6 protein-coding genes, 2 pseudogenes and 1 other annotated feature are annotated in these 15733 nt (G+C 59.1%); of the genes and pseudogenes, 7 read left to right on the forward strand and 1 reads right to left on the reverse strand.

The features are described from left to right. Nucleotides 1-59: 59 nt before the first annotated feature. The 3 genes and pseudogenes from PACILC2_RS26290 (at nucleotide 60) to leuS (ending at nucleotide 8924) form a co-directional block, all read left to right on the forward strand. Entirely contained in the window at nucleotides 60-1637 is a 1578-nt protein-coding gene (locus PACILC2_RS26290; protein ID WP_244863207.1) for a hypothetical protein, read from the forward strand. Between the two features lie 3383 nt (nucleotides 1638-5020). Then, the gene (locus PACILC2_RS27810) at nucleotides 5021-6034 is read left to right on the forward strand and encodes a PKD domain-containing protein (RefSeq protein WP_280515266.1); all 1014 of its coding nucleotides are present in this window, start codon (nucleotides 5021-5023) and stop codon (nucleotides 6032-6034) included. Between the two features lie 134 nt (nucleotides 6035-6168). Then, nucleotides 6169-6425, forward strand: a binding site (T-box leader). Between the two features lie 64 nt (nucleotides 6426-6489). Continuing rightward, nucleotides 6490-8924: pseudogene (gene leuS / locus PACILC2_RS03690) on the forward strand (leucine--tRNA ligase). A 44-nt stretch (nucleotides 8925-8968) separates the two neighbouring features. On the opposite strand, the gene comER reads toward leuS, so the two are convergent. After that, complete coding sequence (gene comER, locus PACILC2_RS03695; protein WP_213527571.1) at nucleotides 8969-9808, reverse strand: late competence protein ComER; 840 nt, start codon at nucleotides 9806-9808, stop codon at nucleotides 8969-8971. A 146-nt stretch (nucleotides 9809-9954) separates the two neighbouring features. Here comER and PACILC2_RS03700 point away from each other — a divergent pair, with 146 nt between their 5' ends. The 4 genes and pseudogenes from PACILC2_RS03700 to PACILC2_RS03715 all read left to right on the forward strand — a co-directional run bounded on the left by PACILC2_RS03700 (nucleotide 9955) and on the right by PACILC2_RS03715 (nucleotide 15708). Beyond that, the gene (locus tag PACILC2_RS03700; RefSeq protein ID WP_244863208.1) at nucleotides 9955-10623 is read left to right on the forward strand and encodes a ComEA family DNA-binding protein; all 669 of its coding nucleotides are present in this window, start codon (nucleotides 9955-9957) and stop codon (nucleotides 10621-10623) included. 81 nt (nucleotides 10624-10704) lie between these two features. Continuing rightward, nucleotides 10705-11993, forward strand: a pseudogene (locus tag PACILC2_RS03705) (homocysteine synthase). Nucleotides 11994-12041: 48 nt separating this feature from the next. Continuing rightward, a complete protein-coding gene (locus tag PACILC2_RS03710) occupies nucleotides 12042-12572 on the forward strand; it encodes a deoxycytidylate deaminase (protein WP_062492316.1) in 531 nt (176 codons plus the stop codon). Nucleotides 12573-12771: 199 nt separating this feature from the next. Further along, entirely contained in the window at nucleotides 12772-15708 is a 2937-nt protein-coding gene (locus tag PACILC2_RS03715; RefSeq protein ID WP_213527573.1) for a ComEC/Rec2 family competence protein, read from the forward strand. The last annotated feature ends 25 nt before the right edge of the window (nucleotides 15709-15733 follow it).

Here is a 15733-nt window from a genome sequence, read left to right on the forward strand (position 1 = left end):
GCCATTATACAACGGACGGGAAAAGCTTGTCCTCGATCTTTCCGGACAAAATAACAGCTATGCAAAAAGGAGGGCAGTATGCTGCGACTCCCCCGTCCCATCCGGACTATGAATACGTCGGATACAAGTTTCAGAAGGACGGCAGCCAGACGGGGGAGCTGACGCCGGGGTTGCCGCCGGCCATTACATATGACGGTTCGTATGATACCTACACGCTTTATCTGTACTACAAAAAAAGCGAAGCGATAGCGATCGTCAAGCATTTTACCGAGGACGGGCAGAGCTTGTCATCCGTCTTTCCGGACCGGGAGGTGCAAATGAAAGAAGGCCAGAGCTTGATGTTTTCACCCCCCGAGCACGCAGGCTTCTCCTATCTCGGATACAAAAAGACGACGACGGGAAATCCGCCCGGTATGAACAAACCGTACAGCAGCGGAGGCTTCGGTCCCTTTACATACGACGGTTCGTTCAAAACGCTGTATATCTACTTTATTTATGCCGCCAAAGATGTTCCGGGCAGCATTCATATCCGGCATATGGTGCGTGCAGGACCGAACGGCCATTTCGAAAACAAGGGCGAGACGGTCATACCGGTTGCCAGTCTGCCCGCCAAAGAAACAGTGCACCCGGACGGCTCGTACGGTTCGGTGATCGGTCGGAGCTTGCATTATTCCCACTATTCGGATGAAATAAGTGGAGGTATGTCGGTAGCCGTCACCTTGCAGCAAAGTCAGCCCAAAGCCTATGTGACGTTCTTTTATCAAACGAAAGCCGATTTTACCGGAGATTTCGAGGTCCTCCCGGATACGATCAACTACCGGGATACGTTCCGCCTCGTACCGAAAGATTTCCGGCTGAACGGCTGCGCCTATCAATACCATTACTATAAAATCGAACGAAACGGCACGTTTACGACGCCGCGGGTGATGGGCCAGACGGCGGAAACGGTCTATTCCATCGGCAACTATCCATGGATTATCGGGGTCGGGCAACATCTGGTCTATATGAAAATCAAAACGACGTGCGGAGAAAGCGACTGGATCGGACCTAAGCCGCTTGTTGTGAAAGGGCCTGCCACCAACAGTCCGCCGCAGTTTAAAATCGGTTTCGTGCATCCCGACCGGCCGACCCAGCCGGTTTATGAAGTGGTGGAAGGAACGGTACTGGACCTGATGGTCATCTTTGACGATTCCGTGCCGACGCCGTACGATCCGGACGGCGACACGTTGTATTTTAACGGTTTCGATCTGGAGAGAGGCACGCCTTTCATCCAATCCTTGCGATCGAAAGGGGTTCATTCCGATGTCGGCATCCACCAGATTACGATGGACAGCGTCGGCTACCATTCCGTATCGGGGACGATGCGCGACGAGTTCGGACTGACGTCCTCGGCTTCGACCTATATCCGGGTCGTCCCGAAAATCCGGTTCCGCTCGCCACATGTCCGGCCGAAGTCGTCGAGAACAGGCAGGTGCCGCCGTCGGCTTTCGATAGCGGCAGAAGCTACAGCCCTGTGGGGCGGACCATCGACCATAGCCGCGATGAGTGGACGAACCGCCGTACGGTATATTCCAACGGGACAAGCAAAGATATCGTCGTGCAAGTGTCGCTGCACGTTTACGATTCCTTCGGTTTGAAATCGCTTGAACCGGCGACTTGCGACATCGTCGTGAAGCCGGACATGCCGCCGGTCGCCAGGCTTGACGTTCCGCCGGTCGCGGTGCGCCAGACCGCCTACGATATCGTCAACAAATCGTATTCACCCGACGGCGATCCGATCGTCCAGGCCGAATACCGCTACAAGTACGACCGCAACAACAACGGTTTCGGGGACGACGAGTGGGTCAGCCTTCCCGGCAGTCTGCAAAAGGCTGTTTTCCGGCCGGCAAAGGTCGGGAAATATTTGTTCCATCTGAAAGTGACGGAAGCTTACGGCAAATGGGGGGACACTTCCGAAATTGCCGAAACCGAGCTTACGATGGACGTCGTGAACAATGCGCCGGAAGTTTCTTTCGATATGGAAGGGAAATATCCGCAACCGAATCTGAACCTGTACACGACTGTAACGCCTCAAACGATGATGGGGTGGCCTGTCTATGTGACCAACGAAGCGCGGCAAGTCTATAACAAAAACAATTTATGGGAAGTGAAAAACGGTTGGCTCGCAAGCGGCGAGGGGCGGAACTTCGGGCAGCAGGAAAATAACATTTACCATGTAGAGGATCCGAACCGAACTGCCGGTGAATATTGGACCTCGCTCGGGGTAACGAACAACGGTTTCGGCACCAACCGGCTGTCGCCCTGGCGCAGCGCTTCGTCCTTTGATTTGCGCTTAAACCATCCGGTTGTGGGTCCGAACGGGTATTTGATGGAGTTCGAACCTTACGACTACAGAAATGATTTGCCTAAAATCCGATCGAACAAAAAATACATTTTCTTTGATCATAAGGATTCCATTGACTTTAGTATCAAAAAGACGACGATTTACGCATTGGATCCGAAAAAGCTGTCGCCCGCCGAGATGTATGTGGAAGATTTTCGCGTCAAGTACCGCTATCAAAACGGGTCTCCGTTTGTTTATACGATCGCGATACCGGAAGGATTACATACGCAATGGGAAATGGCCGGGCAATATCTGTACACCTTTAATTTTAAAGACAGCAAGTACGAGGCAGTCGTATATGATATTTTCACCGGCAATGAAATCCGAAGAAAAACGTTCCCGGACGACTTGGGGAGATCTTTCCAATGGGGGGTTTGGAAAATCAGTCATGCCAGCGGTCCGAATGTTTACTTAAGGCGCAACATCGGAACCAACGTGGCCGGAGAAGCCCATGCGGAATGGATTTTGATGACGCCCGAGTTGGAGTTGATCGATAAACCGTCCTGGAAAGTGCCGGCCATCCGATCCTACAATTGGGTCGTAGAAGGCAATCCTTACGTATCCATCCAGCCGTTCTTTACCGATCCGACAGGAGCGATTTACGCTTATGAGGGGGTAAGAATTCCGAATGGCAGCTACTACTACTGGGATCTGAATGTGACCAAATACAATCCCGATTTAAGTCTGGCATGGAGAACGTATCTCACGGCTCCTGCCGAAGCGGGATATCCGAACAGGGCGTCGGCAGGCGGGTTTTCTTCGATGTTTCAGCTCGACCAGTTTAACAGTCTTATGATCAATCCGTTGAAGGGCGAGTTGCTGGCCAAACAATACCGCACCTATTGGGACGGATGGATTCCGCTTTCTTCCGAAGTGATCAATGTGATCGACCTTTCCAACGGAACGATCAAAGGGCGGCTTAGCGAATCGGCTGGCGACGATATGGAGAAGTATCACTACAGCACGCCGGACCGGACGAAAATGACGGTCGACTGGCAAGGGGAAATTTCGAAGGCGGACAGAAGCTTTACGACGACAATTGACGGATATCGAACCGGATTTTTAAACGACTACAACTGCGGCAGATACAATAATGTGCTCGATACGGCCGGGCAACTTGTCGCCTCGTTCGTCAGCAGCAACTGCTACAATTACGACGAACAAATTTTCGGGGAATATTTCGGCGACGGTGTTTATGTTTACATGACAGAACCCAGGAACCAGAACGATTCGAAATATTATTTGAATGTGGCGGTCGGAACGCCGACAACGACGCAGCCGCTGTTTCGTTCCTTTACGAACGGCCAGTTTTATTCCCCTTCATCGATTAATGGCGACGTCGAAATGCTCTTTTCCTTCCGAATGGAAAATGCCGATTACGATTCGGAGTGGCTCGGTCTTTCGTTCCGGATGCAGGATTCGCGCAACCGTTACGCGGCAGAAACGGACGGAAAGAACATTCGGATTGCCAAGTATGTGAATGGGACCCGAACTGTGCTCAAGACGATGAGCTATCCTTTGCAGAGCAAGCGGGACTATACGTTCAAGCTCCGCATCATCGGCGCGGAAATGCAGCTTTTTCTTGACGGGGCGCCGTTGTTTACGGTTAGCGACAGCGCTTTTTCCGGAGGGCGGTACGGGTATTTTGCGGACAAATCTTTCGTTTCGTTCGGCCCGCTGGCGTACCGGGCGCTGCAGCTGAAGGACGAATGGTCGCACAGTTACGCGATCTGGGACCCTGTGACGGCCAAGGCGGAAGTGCGCTACGGCAACATCCGCTTCGAAGATCCCGAGAACGATCCGATGTCCGGCGCATACGAGTGGACGATACAGCATACGGTCCGGTTCATCAACAATCAGGGAGTGTCCGCCCTGCACAACCGGTCGTTCGCTTCCGAGCAGCTTGTTTTCGATAAAGTGGGCGACTATGTCGTTCGGCTGCAGGCGCGGGACGATCCGCATCCGGACTACCGGCATCCGTCGAACGTATTCGGGCAATACCGGAAGTTGTCCGATCCGTTTACCCGCAAGGTGACCGTACACCGGAGACCGGTATCCTTATTTAGCGTCGAGCAAAATTCGTCCGGCAAACTGGTATGGCACGACAGCAGCTACGATCCGGACCGGTATGAAAGTCCGAGCCGCTATTCGAATGAAAATACCGGCATCGACTATTTGCATACGCGCGGGATTATGGAGAGGAAGTATTATTACCGGACGCCGGGCGGGAATTATGTAACCGGCAAACTCATGTCCCCGCAGGAGATCGGACGCTATGAAATCGGGATGGCGGTCAAGGACGAGTACGGCGCCTGGTCGGATTACACGGTCGTCTATCTGGACGTCGGCCGGCTCTCGCCGCCGAATACGCCGCCGGTCCCCGGATTTACGGCCAGCGCCGTCAATACGTACAGGGGAGTGCCGGTAACGTTCAATTCGACCGCTTATGATCTGGAGGATGGCGGAAGAGAAAATTTGCCGCATGAATATTACATCCGCGCCGCGGGAAGCGGCGGCGGAGCAGACATGCTGCACAGCACGTCGCGCACGTCATGGACGAAAACGTTCGGCAGCGTCGGAAGCTTCGTTGTCCGGCAAATTGTCGAAGATTCGGCCGGCGCATCGGCGCAGTACGAAATGCAGATTCAAATCCATAACCGGAAGCCTGCCGCCACCGTCGTTCAGCCGTCCAGCTCCGATCCGTCCAAACCGACGCGCTTCGATACGCTGAGGCCGACGTTCCGCTGGACATTCGTCGATCTGGACGGAGACGAGCAGCAAAAATATCAGCTGCGCATTTATCGGCTCGGCGGCGAGCTGGTGGCGGATACGTACACGAGGGGCGGCAGCGCGCTGCAATTCGTCCCGACGCAAAATTTGCCCGAGGGCGCGACGCTCTATGTAAATGTGCGGGCGCATGACGGATACGAATGGAGCGATTGGAGCGGGCCGAAATATTTCTATATTGAAACGAACCGCCCGCCGGTCGCCGATTTCGACTGGATGCCGAAGCCGGTCTGGGAGGGCGACACGCTCACCCTGATCGATCTTTCGTCCGATCCGGACGGGGACGAGCTGACATATAACTGGAACATCCGCGATCCGGGAGGCACCGTATCGACGTTTACGGCCGTACCGGTCATTCCGAACGCCAAGCCCGGCAGCTATCTCGTTACGCTGACCGTGTCCGACGGACAACTGCAGCATAGCGTATCCAAGACGGTGACCGTTCTGCCGCTGACGCTTGTCGGGGATGTCCGGCATACCGCGGAATGGGAGGCGATTCACCGGAAAGCGGGGCATGAAGTGGCCAATCATCCGAAAGACTTTTATGCCGGCGAAATTTTGCTCGTCAGCGCGGTCACTTCCGCGGCTCCGGTCGCCCGCGTCGATGCCGAGCTGAAGGCCAAAGGGCTGGACGGCAAACTGCTGGAGACGGCGGCGCGGCTCCAATCGTCCGGCGATCCGACTGTCTATAACGGCGAGCTGTACAATGTCAAATGGAGCTCGCTAACGGAGGGACTGGACAAAGGGACATACAACGTCGTCTTTACTGTCCGTTACCAGAACGGCGTCGTCAAGACGGCGACCGTGCCGATTCGCATTATCGGCAGCGTATACAGCGAGGTCGGCGTTCACCGCCGGCAGTAGGCCGGAAGGCGCGGCGGATTTCAGGAGATGCAGCGCCCCCTCCAGGAACGGCAGCGGCAATGGCATACGGCTGGTATGCCTTGACAGCGCTATGGCGCTTCTTTATAATCGTAGTATCTGTTTGCATAGCTTCATAGTTGGCGCAGAAGAGGAGCAGTAGTATCGTTGCAGCGCGGCTCAGAGAGCCGGCGGTAGGTGCAAGCCGGACCCGCGGACGACGCGAACTCGCCTTGGAGCCGCATGCGAAGCCGGTTATGCCGTCCGATGAGATGGAGTATGTCCGGTCCAAGCATGCCGTGACCCGCGTTAAGGGCGAAGAGTGAGCCGGGGCGAAGCATGTCCCCGCGCTAACTAGGGTGGTACCACGGAAGCCAAGCCTTCCGTCCCTAGCGACGAACGCTACGGACGGAAGGCTTTTTGCTTGTTTTGAACGATTAGAAGGAGGAACCCGTTTCATGAGCCAACAGCAGCATCAAGGCTATAACCCGCTCGTCATCGAACCGAAGTGGCAGCGGTATTGGGAAGAGAACAAGACGTTCCGTACCGGCGAAGACAAGTCCAAGCCGAAATTTTACGCGCTCGACATGTTCCCGTATCCGTCGGGGGCCGGACTGCATGTCGGGCATCCGGAAGGCTATACGGCTACTGACATCGTCGCCCGCTACAAGCGGATGCGGGGCTACAACGTGCTTCATCCGATGGGCTGGGACGCCTTCGGCCTGCCGGCGGAGCAGCATGCGCTCGATACCGGGCAGCATCCCCGCGACATCACGGTGAAAAATATTAACAACTTCCGCCGCCAGATCAAATCGCTCGGCTTCTCGTACGATTGGGACCGCGAATTCAGCACGACCGATCCGGATTATTACAAGTGGACGCAGTGGATTTTATCCAGTTGTACAAAAAAGGGCTCGCCTATGTAGCGGAAGTTCCCGTCAACTGGTGCGAAGCGCTCGGAACCGTGCTGGCCAACGAGGAAGTGATCGACGGTCGAAGCGAGCGGGGCAACCATCCGGTCGTGCGCAAGCCGATGCGTCAATGGATGCTCAAAATTACCGAATACGCCGAACGTCTGCTGGAAGACCTGGAAGAGCTCGACTGGCCCGAAAGCATCAAAGATATGCAGCGCAACTGGATCGGCAAATCCGTCGGCGCGGAAGCGGTTTTCGCCATCGACGGGCATGACGCTTCGCTCGTCGTCTTCACGACCCGCCCGGATACGCTGTTCGGGGCGACCTACTGCGTAGTGGCGCCGGAGCACGAGCTGGTGGACGTCATCGTCACCGACGAGCAGCGCGACGCGGTAAACGCCTATCGTGAAGCGGCCGCCCGCAAGAGCGATCTCGAGCGGACCGATCTGGCCAAGGACAAGACGGGCGTCTTCACCGGCGCTTACGCGATTAACCCGGTGAGCGGCGCGAAAGTGCCGATCTGGGTCGCCGACTACGTCCTTGCCGGTTACGGGACGGGCGCCATCATGGCGGTGCCGGGCCACGACCAGCGGGACTGGGAGTTTGCGCGCAAGTTCGGCCTGCCGATCGTGGAAGTCGTGCAAGGCGGGGACATCGAGAAGGAAGCGTTCGTCGGGGACGGTCCTCATGTCAACTCCGATTTCCTGAACGGACTAAACAACGCGGAAGCGATCGACGCCATGATCAAGCATCTGGAGGAAACCGGCAAAGGCAGCCGCAAAGTGTCGTACCGGCTGCGCGACTGGCTGTTCAGCCGCCAGCGCTATTGGGGCGAGCCGATTCCGATCCTTCATCTGGAAGACGGCACGATGAAGACCGTTCCGGAGGATCAACTGCCGCTGCTGCTGCCGGACGTCGACCAAATCCGGCCGTCCGGCACGGGCGAATCGCCGCTTGCGGTCGTTACCGACTGGGTGGAAACGGTCGATCCGGAAACCGGCATGAAGGCGCGCCGCGAAACGAATACGATGCCGCAATGGGCAGGCAGCTGCTGGTATTACTTGCGGTTTATCGATCCGCATAACGACAAGGAAATTTGCTCGAAGGAGAAGCAGCGGGAATGGCTGCCGGTCGACCTGTACATCGGCGGCGCCGAGCATGCGGTGCTCCATCTGCTGTACGCCCGCTTCTGGCATAAAGTGCTGTACGATCTCGGCGTCGTCGAGACGAAGGAGCCGTTCCGGAAGCTGGTCAATCAGGGCATGATTCTCGGCACGAACAACGAGAAGATGAGCAAGTCGCGCGGCAATGTCATCAATCCCGACGACATTGTCAATGAATACGGCGCAGACACGCTGCGGATGTATGAAATGTTCATGGGGCCGCTGGAAGCGACGAAGCCGTGGAGCACCAATGGCGTGGAAGGCACGTTCCGTTTCCTGAGCAGGGTATGGCGCCTGTTCGTGGACGAGAACGGCGAGCTGAACGGCAAAATCGCCGATGTGGAAGGCAGCGACGCGTTCAAGCGGACGTGGCACCGGACAATTAAAAAAGTGACCGAAGATATCGAAAATCTTCGCTTCAATACGGCGATCAGCCAGCTGATGATTTTTGTGAACGAAGCCTACAAGGCGGATGAGCTGCCCCGCAAGGCGATGGAAAACTTCGTACAGATGCTTTCGCCGTTCGCGCCGCATATTGCCGAAGAGCTGTGGGAGAAGCTTGGCCATAAGGAGACGATTACGTACGAGCCGTGGCCGACTTACGACGAAGCCTGGACGGTCGACCAGGAAGTGGAGATTGTCGTGCAGGTGAACGGCAAAATTGCCGAGCGGCTGTCGATACCCGCGGATACCGACACGTCCGAAATGGAGCGCATCGCGCTCGATCTGGACAAAATCAAGGAAATGATCCAAGGCAAAACGATCCGTAAAGTGATCGCGGTCAAAGGCAAGCTTGTCAATATTGTCGCCAATTAGGAAAGCATCCTAAAGAGGTGAGCGGTCAGAACGCCCGGCGTTCGTTACAGACCGTTCACCTCTTCGCCATAGAAGGAGAAGCCGACCTTTTCCAGATCTTCCCTGAACTTGGCGTGCGTCGTCCGGATCACCTGCCCGAAAACGCCGTCAAGCTCGCGTTCCATAAGCTGAAGCGCTTCTGCCGTAATGCCGCCGGGAACGGCGACCCGCTGCTGAATTTGCTCCGGCGTCATGCCGCCTGCGGTAAGCAGCTCGCCCGTGCCGCGCAGCATGGCGGTGGCGACGGAGAGCGCCTGCCCGCGGTCGATGCCGGTCTCTTCGACGGCGGCGTCTACGAAGCATTGCAGCACGTAGGAGATGAAAGCCGGGCCGCAGCTTGACAGATCGGACACGATGCGCGTATAGCGTTCGTCGATGCGCAGCGGCACGCTAATAAAGCCGAGCAGGTTCTCCAGCCGCGCACGGTCTTCGTCCGTCGTACGGGTGCCGTAGATGCACAGCGACGCTCCGCTTCGCACACGGTTCGTTATGCTTGGAATCACTTTGGCGATTTTGCTCGGCAGCTGGTCCTCCAGCACTTTTATCATGACGGGGCTTGTTATCGACACGAAGAGTTGTTCCGGGGCCGCGACGGAACGCAACTCGTCGATGACCGTTTTGAATTCATGCGGCTTTACGCACAAAAAAACGATGTCTCGTCCGATCGCCGCTTCGGCATTAGAGGTGACGGCTTTGAGGCCGGGGTAACAAGACGCAAGCCGTGCCGCTTTGGCATAGGTGCGGTTGCTGGCCGCGATTTGTCCGGGAGTCAGCGCGCCTGACGAAACGAAAGCTTCGATCAGCAGGCTGCCCATGCTCCCCGTCCCGATGAATCCGACATTCATGACGATCCCTCCTTGCGGCGCTAAGCGGCGCGACCGGCACCGGGGCCGTTTTCGCGCCTCTCATACTACTTTATGCATGCCGGCTCGTTCATCATGACGACGAATCCGCAATGTCTGACGAAATTGTTGCGAAGGAGCGTGTCGCTATGAATGCCATGAAATGGAATGATCGGAAAATCAGGTTTGCCGCCGCCGCAGCGCTGCTGCTCATTGCGGGTGCGCTGCTGATCGGAGCAATGACGAAGACCAAAGGGGAGGAGCCGGCCGGCTGGATCCGGCTTGACGCGCCGTTGGCGGCGGCGCTTGCGGAAGCGGAGAATGACGACGGCAAAGCGGGCGAACGATCTGCGGCTGCCGCCGGGGGCTTGTCGCCCGGGCAGCCGGACAGCGCCGCCGGCCAGCGGGAGACCGGTAACGACGGAGCGGCTGAGGAGACTGCGGCGGGAGGCAGTATGGAACCCGCGGCCGCAACGGCAACACCGAAAGCGGGCGTTCCGGAGCGAAACGACCGGCCGGCCGATCCGCCCGCTGCGGGGAATGCCGATCCGGGTGCCGCCGGCGCAACCGGCAGCGCCGGATCGGGAGCCGACAACGGCGAACCGGCAGGCGGTCGCGACGGCAGAATCGATATTAATCGGGCGACGGTGACGGAGCTTGACGCGCTTCCGGGAATCGGTCCGGCCAAGGCGCAAGCGATCGTGGCGGATCGGGAGGCTAACGGGCCGTTCCGTTCCGTGGACGATTTGTTGCGGGTAAAAGGAATTGGCCCGAAAATGCTCGAAAAGATGAAAGAAAGCGTTGTAGCGGGGAAATAAATATGAGAAAATAGATAGGAGTTCTATGCCATTTTACTGCAAATAAGCCAAAAACCAGAAGGAATCAAGGAGGCGTTATACATGTCAGAAGAAAGAAAACTGTCCATCGAAACGTTGGCGGTTCATGCCGGTCAGGAGATCGATCCGACGACGATGGCGCGCGCGGTGCCGATTTACCAGACAACCTCGTACGGATTCCGGGATACGGACCATGCGGCCAATCTGTTCGGACTTAAGGAAACGGGCAATATTTATACCCGTATTATGAATCCGACCACCGACGTTTTCGAGAAGCGGATTGCGGCGCTCGAAGGCGGGGTCGGCGCTTTGGCGGTCTCCTCCGGACAAGCAGCCATCACATACTCGATTCTGAATATTGCCGGCTCCGGCGATGAAATCGTATCGGCCTCCAGCTTGTATGGCGGTACATACAATCTGTTTGCGATCACGCTTCCGAAGCTCGGCATCAAGGTCAAATTCGTCGATCCGTCGAATCCGGAAAACTTCCGGGCGGCGATTACCGATCGGACGAAAGCGGTATTTGCCGAGACGATCGGCAATCCGCGCGGCGACATTATCGATCTGGAAGCGGTGGCGGCGATCGCGCATGAGAACGGCATCCCGTTCATCGTGGACAATACGTTTCCGAGCCCGTATCTGTGCCGTCCGATCGAGCACGGCGTGGACATCGTCGTCCATTCGGCAACGAAATTTATCGGCGGCCACGGCACGTCGATCGGCGGCGTTATCGTGGACGGCGGCAAGTTCGACTGGAAGGCGAGCGGGAAGTTCCCCGGCCTGACCGAACCGGACCCGAGCTATCACGGTGTCGTATATGCGGATGCCCTCGGACCGTTGGCTTACATTATTAAAGCCCGCGTGCAGTTGCTTCGCGACATGGGTGCGTCGCTGTCGCCGTTCAACTCCTTCCTGCTTCTTCAGGGCCTGGAGACGCTGCATCTGCGGATGGAACGGCACAGCTCGAACGCGCTGCGCGTAGCGCAGTATCTGGAAACGAACGAAGCGGTCGAATGGGTCAACTACCCCGGACTTCCCAGCCATCCTTCCTATGCGCTCGGCCAGAAGTATATGCCGAAAGGGCAGGGCGCCATTCTGACGTTCGGGATCAAAGGCGGCGTCGAAGCCGGCAAAAAGTGATCAACTCGGTCAAGCTGTTTTCGCATTTGGCGAACGTGGGCGATTCGAAGTCGCTCATCATTCATCCGGCCAGCACGACGCATCAGCAGCTTTCCGAGGAAGAACAACGGCTGACGGGCGTAGAGCCGGGCATGATCCGGCTGTCGGTCGGCACGGAAGGGATCGACGACATTTTGTACGACCTTGAACAAGCGATCAAGGCGAGCCAATAATACCGCGTTCCGCCGAAGGGACGCGGCGGCAGAAAGGATGGACAGCAGATGGCAACCGGTCTACAGGACGCGTCCCGCAAGGATTGGGACACTTATTTCATGGATATCGCCTATATGGTGTCGACCCGCTCGCGCTGCCCGCGCAGGCATGTCGGGGCGGTGCTCGTACAGGGCAAGAAGCTGCTCGGCACCGCCTACAACGGCGCGCCGATGGGCGTTCCGGACTGCTCGGAAGCCGGGTGCATGATCGCCGAATCGTATGAGCTGGCGATTGTCGACGGCAAGGAGGAGATGGTGAAGAAGCAGCGTTGCATCCGCACGATCCATGCGGAGCAAAATCTGCTGCTGTTCACCGACCGGATCGACAGGGAAGGCTCGACGGTTTATGTGACCGACGAGCCGTGCTGGACATGCGCGAACATGCTGGCCAACAGCGGGATTCGCGAGGTCGTGTTCCACCGCGCCTATCCGAAGGACAGCGCGAAGGTGAACGAGCTGATGAAGCAAAAGGGCATCGTGTTCCGCTGCCTGGAAACGTACGAGCCGCCCGGACAGGCGGGGATGAACGTCATTTCGTAAGCCGGTACGGCCGGCCGCCGGTTTCGGACCGGTGTCCTTCTGTTATTAGCCATATCCGTTATGAGGAAGAACCTCTTTTTCGCACGTTGCTGCGAAGAGAGGTTCTTTCTTTTTGGAAAGACCGGATAAGGGCGGTTCGTGCCGTTTTATTGCACGACGTGGGAACGAAATCGGAATCGCCGTTAAGGAGGGATGCAAATTGAATCGCCGTCCGCTCGTATGGTTTGCCGCTTGCTGGGTCGCGGGAAGCGCGTGCGCGGCTTCGCTGGAAGCCGCCGGGGTATGGCTGGCGTGCGGGGCGCTGCTGGCGCTGGCGGCTGCGCTTGCGCTGCTCGGGCGCGCGTCCCGTCCGCTTGCCGCCGTTTGCCTGGCGGCGTTCGTGCTGGCGGCGGTGCACCGGATGTGGGCGGACGAACGGAACGTTACCGCCCTGCCGGATTTGCTCGCCGCCGCCGAGGGCGCGTCCCCGTCCGCTTCGTTCGCGGTCGAAGCGGAGGGGACGATCGTGTCCGCGGTCGAGATCGACGGCGACCGCGTTCGTTTCCGCGTGATGGCGGACGCCATCCGCGAAAGCGACGCCGCGGCGCCGCGCCGTGTGCGCGAGCGCCTGCTCGTCCTCGTCCGGCTTGCTGCGCAGCCGGACCGTGACATCGCCGCGCGCTGGCAGCGCGGCGACCGCGTGCGCGTGGCCGGCGAGCTGGAGCTGCCGGCCGGCGCCACCAACAGCGGCGGGTTCGATTACCGCCGCTATCTCCGCAGCCAGCGCATTCACTGGCTGCTCAAGGCCGAGGGCATCGGCGCCGTCGACGCGGCGCCCGGCCCAAACTGGAGCGCCGCCGCGCTGCTCGGACGCGCGGACGCCGTCCGCGGCTGGCTCGGCGCTCGCATGGACGAGCTGTACCCGGACGATCAGGCCGGGTACATGAAAGGTCTCGTTCTCGGCATTCGCGAGAGCCTCGACCCCGAGCAGTTCCGGCAGTTTTCGGAACTGGGACTGACGCATGTGCTGGCCATATCCGGCCTGCATGTCGCCGTCTTTCTGTTCGCGCTCGGCGGCCTGCTCCGGCTGCTGCGGCTGACGCGCGAACGGACGTTCACGGCGCTGCTGGTCGCCGTTCCGCTTTACGTGCTGCTGACCGGCGCTTCTCCTTCGGTCGTGCGCGCCGGCATAATGGCCATGCTCGGACTTGTCGCCGCGCGCATGGGACGGCTCAAGGACGGCCTGCATGTGCTGGCGGCAGCCGCATTGGCGATGCTCATATGGGACCCGTTTTTGCTGGCGAACGTCAGCTTTCAGCTGTCGTTTCTCGTGACGGCGGGTCTGATTGTCGGCGTGCCTCCGCTGCGCCGCGCGCTGCCGCGCCGGACCAAGATCCAGCCGCTGATCGACCTGGCGTGCGTGACGATTGTCGCGCAGGCGGTATCGTTTCCGCTCAGCATCTATTATTTCAACCAGTTTCATCTGCTTTCGCTCTTTGCCAACCTGCTGCTCGTGCCGTTTATCAGCTCCATCGTCATGCCGCTCGGCGCGGTTTCGCTCATCGCGGCCGCAATCTGGCCGGCAGGCGCGGAGTGGTTCGCTTGGCCGGCCGTTTGGGGCAACCGGCTGACATTCGGAGTTGTCGGCCTGCTGGCCGAGGCACGCGCGCTGAAGACGATATGGGCGACTCCTCCGGTCATTTGGATCGCGGCATGGTACGGGGCGCTCGCCTTGCTGGGCGCTTATTTGAACGGCATAGCATCGCAGCGGCCCGAGCTGCACGCACAGCCCGCGCCCGCCGGCCGGCCCGCATGGCCCGAGCAGCGCGAACGGCCCGAGCCCGGCGGCCGGACCGTATGGCTCCAGCAGCACGCACGGCCCCGCGAATTCGATCGTTTCACGGCGCCCGGCCGATCCGGCGAACGCGAATGGCCGGCCTTCGCCGCCGGTCCGGCCACAGAACCGCTGCCCGGCATCTCGCCAAGGAACGCCCCCGGGCTTGCGGCAGTCCATTCGCCGAATGGCGCGGAGCCGGGCATTCCGCCAGCGACTGGCCAAGCGGCCGATCCGGTAACGGCACCGCTCGCGGCCTGGAGCGGGCCCGCGCCCGCGTCCTGGTCCGCCAGTCCGGCGGGAAGCGCCGGCGAACCTTTTGCCGCACGGCGGAGCGACGCGCCCGCCTGCTTCCGGAAGCGCCTTCGGCCGCTGTCCGGCGCCGGCATCGTCCTGCTGCTCGGCTTGCTGCTCGCCTATGCGTATTGGCCGGATTGGCTTGACCGGACGGCACGCCTGCAAGTGCTCGATGTCGGACAGGGAGATGCGCTGCTCGTGCGGACGCCTTCGGGCAAGCATTTGCTCATCGATGGCGGCGGCACCGTCTCGTTCCGTAAGCCCGGCGAGGAGTGGCGGACAAGGAACGACCCGTTTGAGGTGGGCCGCGACGTCGTCGTGCCGCTGCTGATGAAGCGCGGGGTGAAGGAAATCGACCTGCTTGTGCTGTCGCATCTGGACCACGACCATATCGGCGGCCTTAAGGCCGTCGTCGAATCGATACCGGTCAAAGGGCTGCTCTGGAACGGCACCGTGAAGCCGACTCCGGAAGCGCTCGCGCTGTTTCGTCTGGCGCTGGACCGCGGCATCCCCGTATACGGGGCGGCGAGCGGGCAGACGTGGCAGCCGGACGGGCATAGCCGGGTGACCGTTCTGTGGCCGGCATCCGCCGTTCCGGCGGGCGGAACGGTTCCGGTGAAGGAGGACCAGAATTCGAGCAGCGTCGTGCTGCTGCTCGAATTGTACGAACGGACGTTTCTGCTGACGGGAGACATCGACGCCACGGTAGAGCGGCTGCTTGCGGCGGCCGGCGGCGAGACGGTCCGGCGGCCTGCCGCTAATATCGACGTCATGAAAATCGCCCACCACGGGAGCCGGTATTCGACGTCCGGGCAGTGGCTTTCGTACTGGCGGCCGCTCGCCGCCGTCATTTCGGCGGGCCGGAACAACATGTACGGCCATCCCCACCCGGACGTGCTGGCCCGCTTGCGGGCGGCTTCGGTTCCTCACATCTTCCGGACCGACCGCGACGGCGAGGTGCAGTTTGCGGTCACCCGCTCAGGCTTGTATGCCCGTACGGTTATTCCGGACGGCCGGGCTCCGTAAAAAAGGGAAATATGGTCCGTTATGG

Origin of the sequence: Paenibacillus cisolokensis (genome assembly GCF_018403665.1) — a bacterium.
GTDB classification, from domain to species: Bacteria; Bacillota; Bacilli; order Paenibacillales; family Paenibacillaceae; genus Paenibacillus_AH; species Paenibacillus_AH cisolokensis.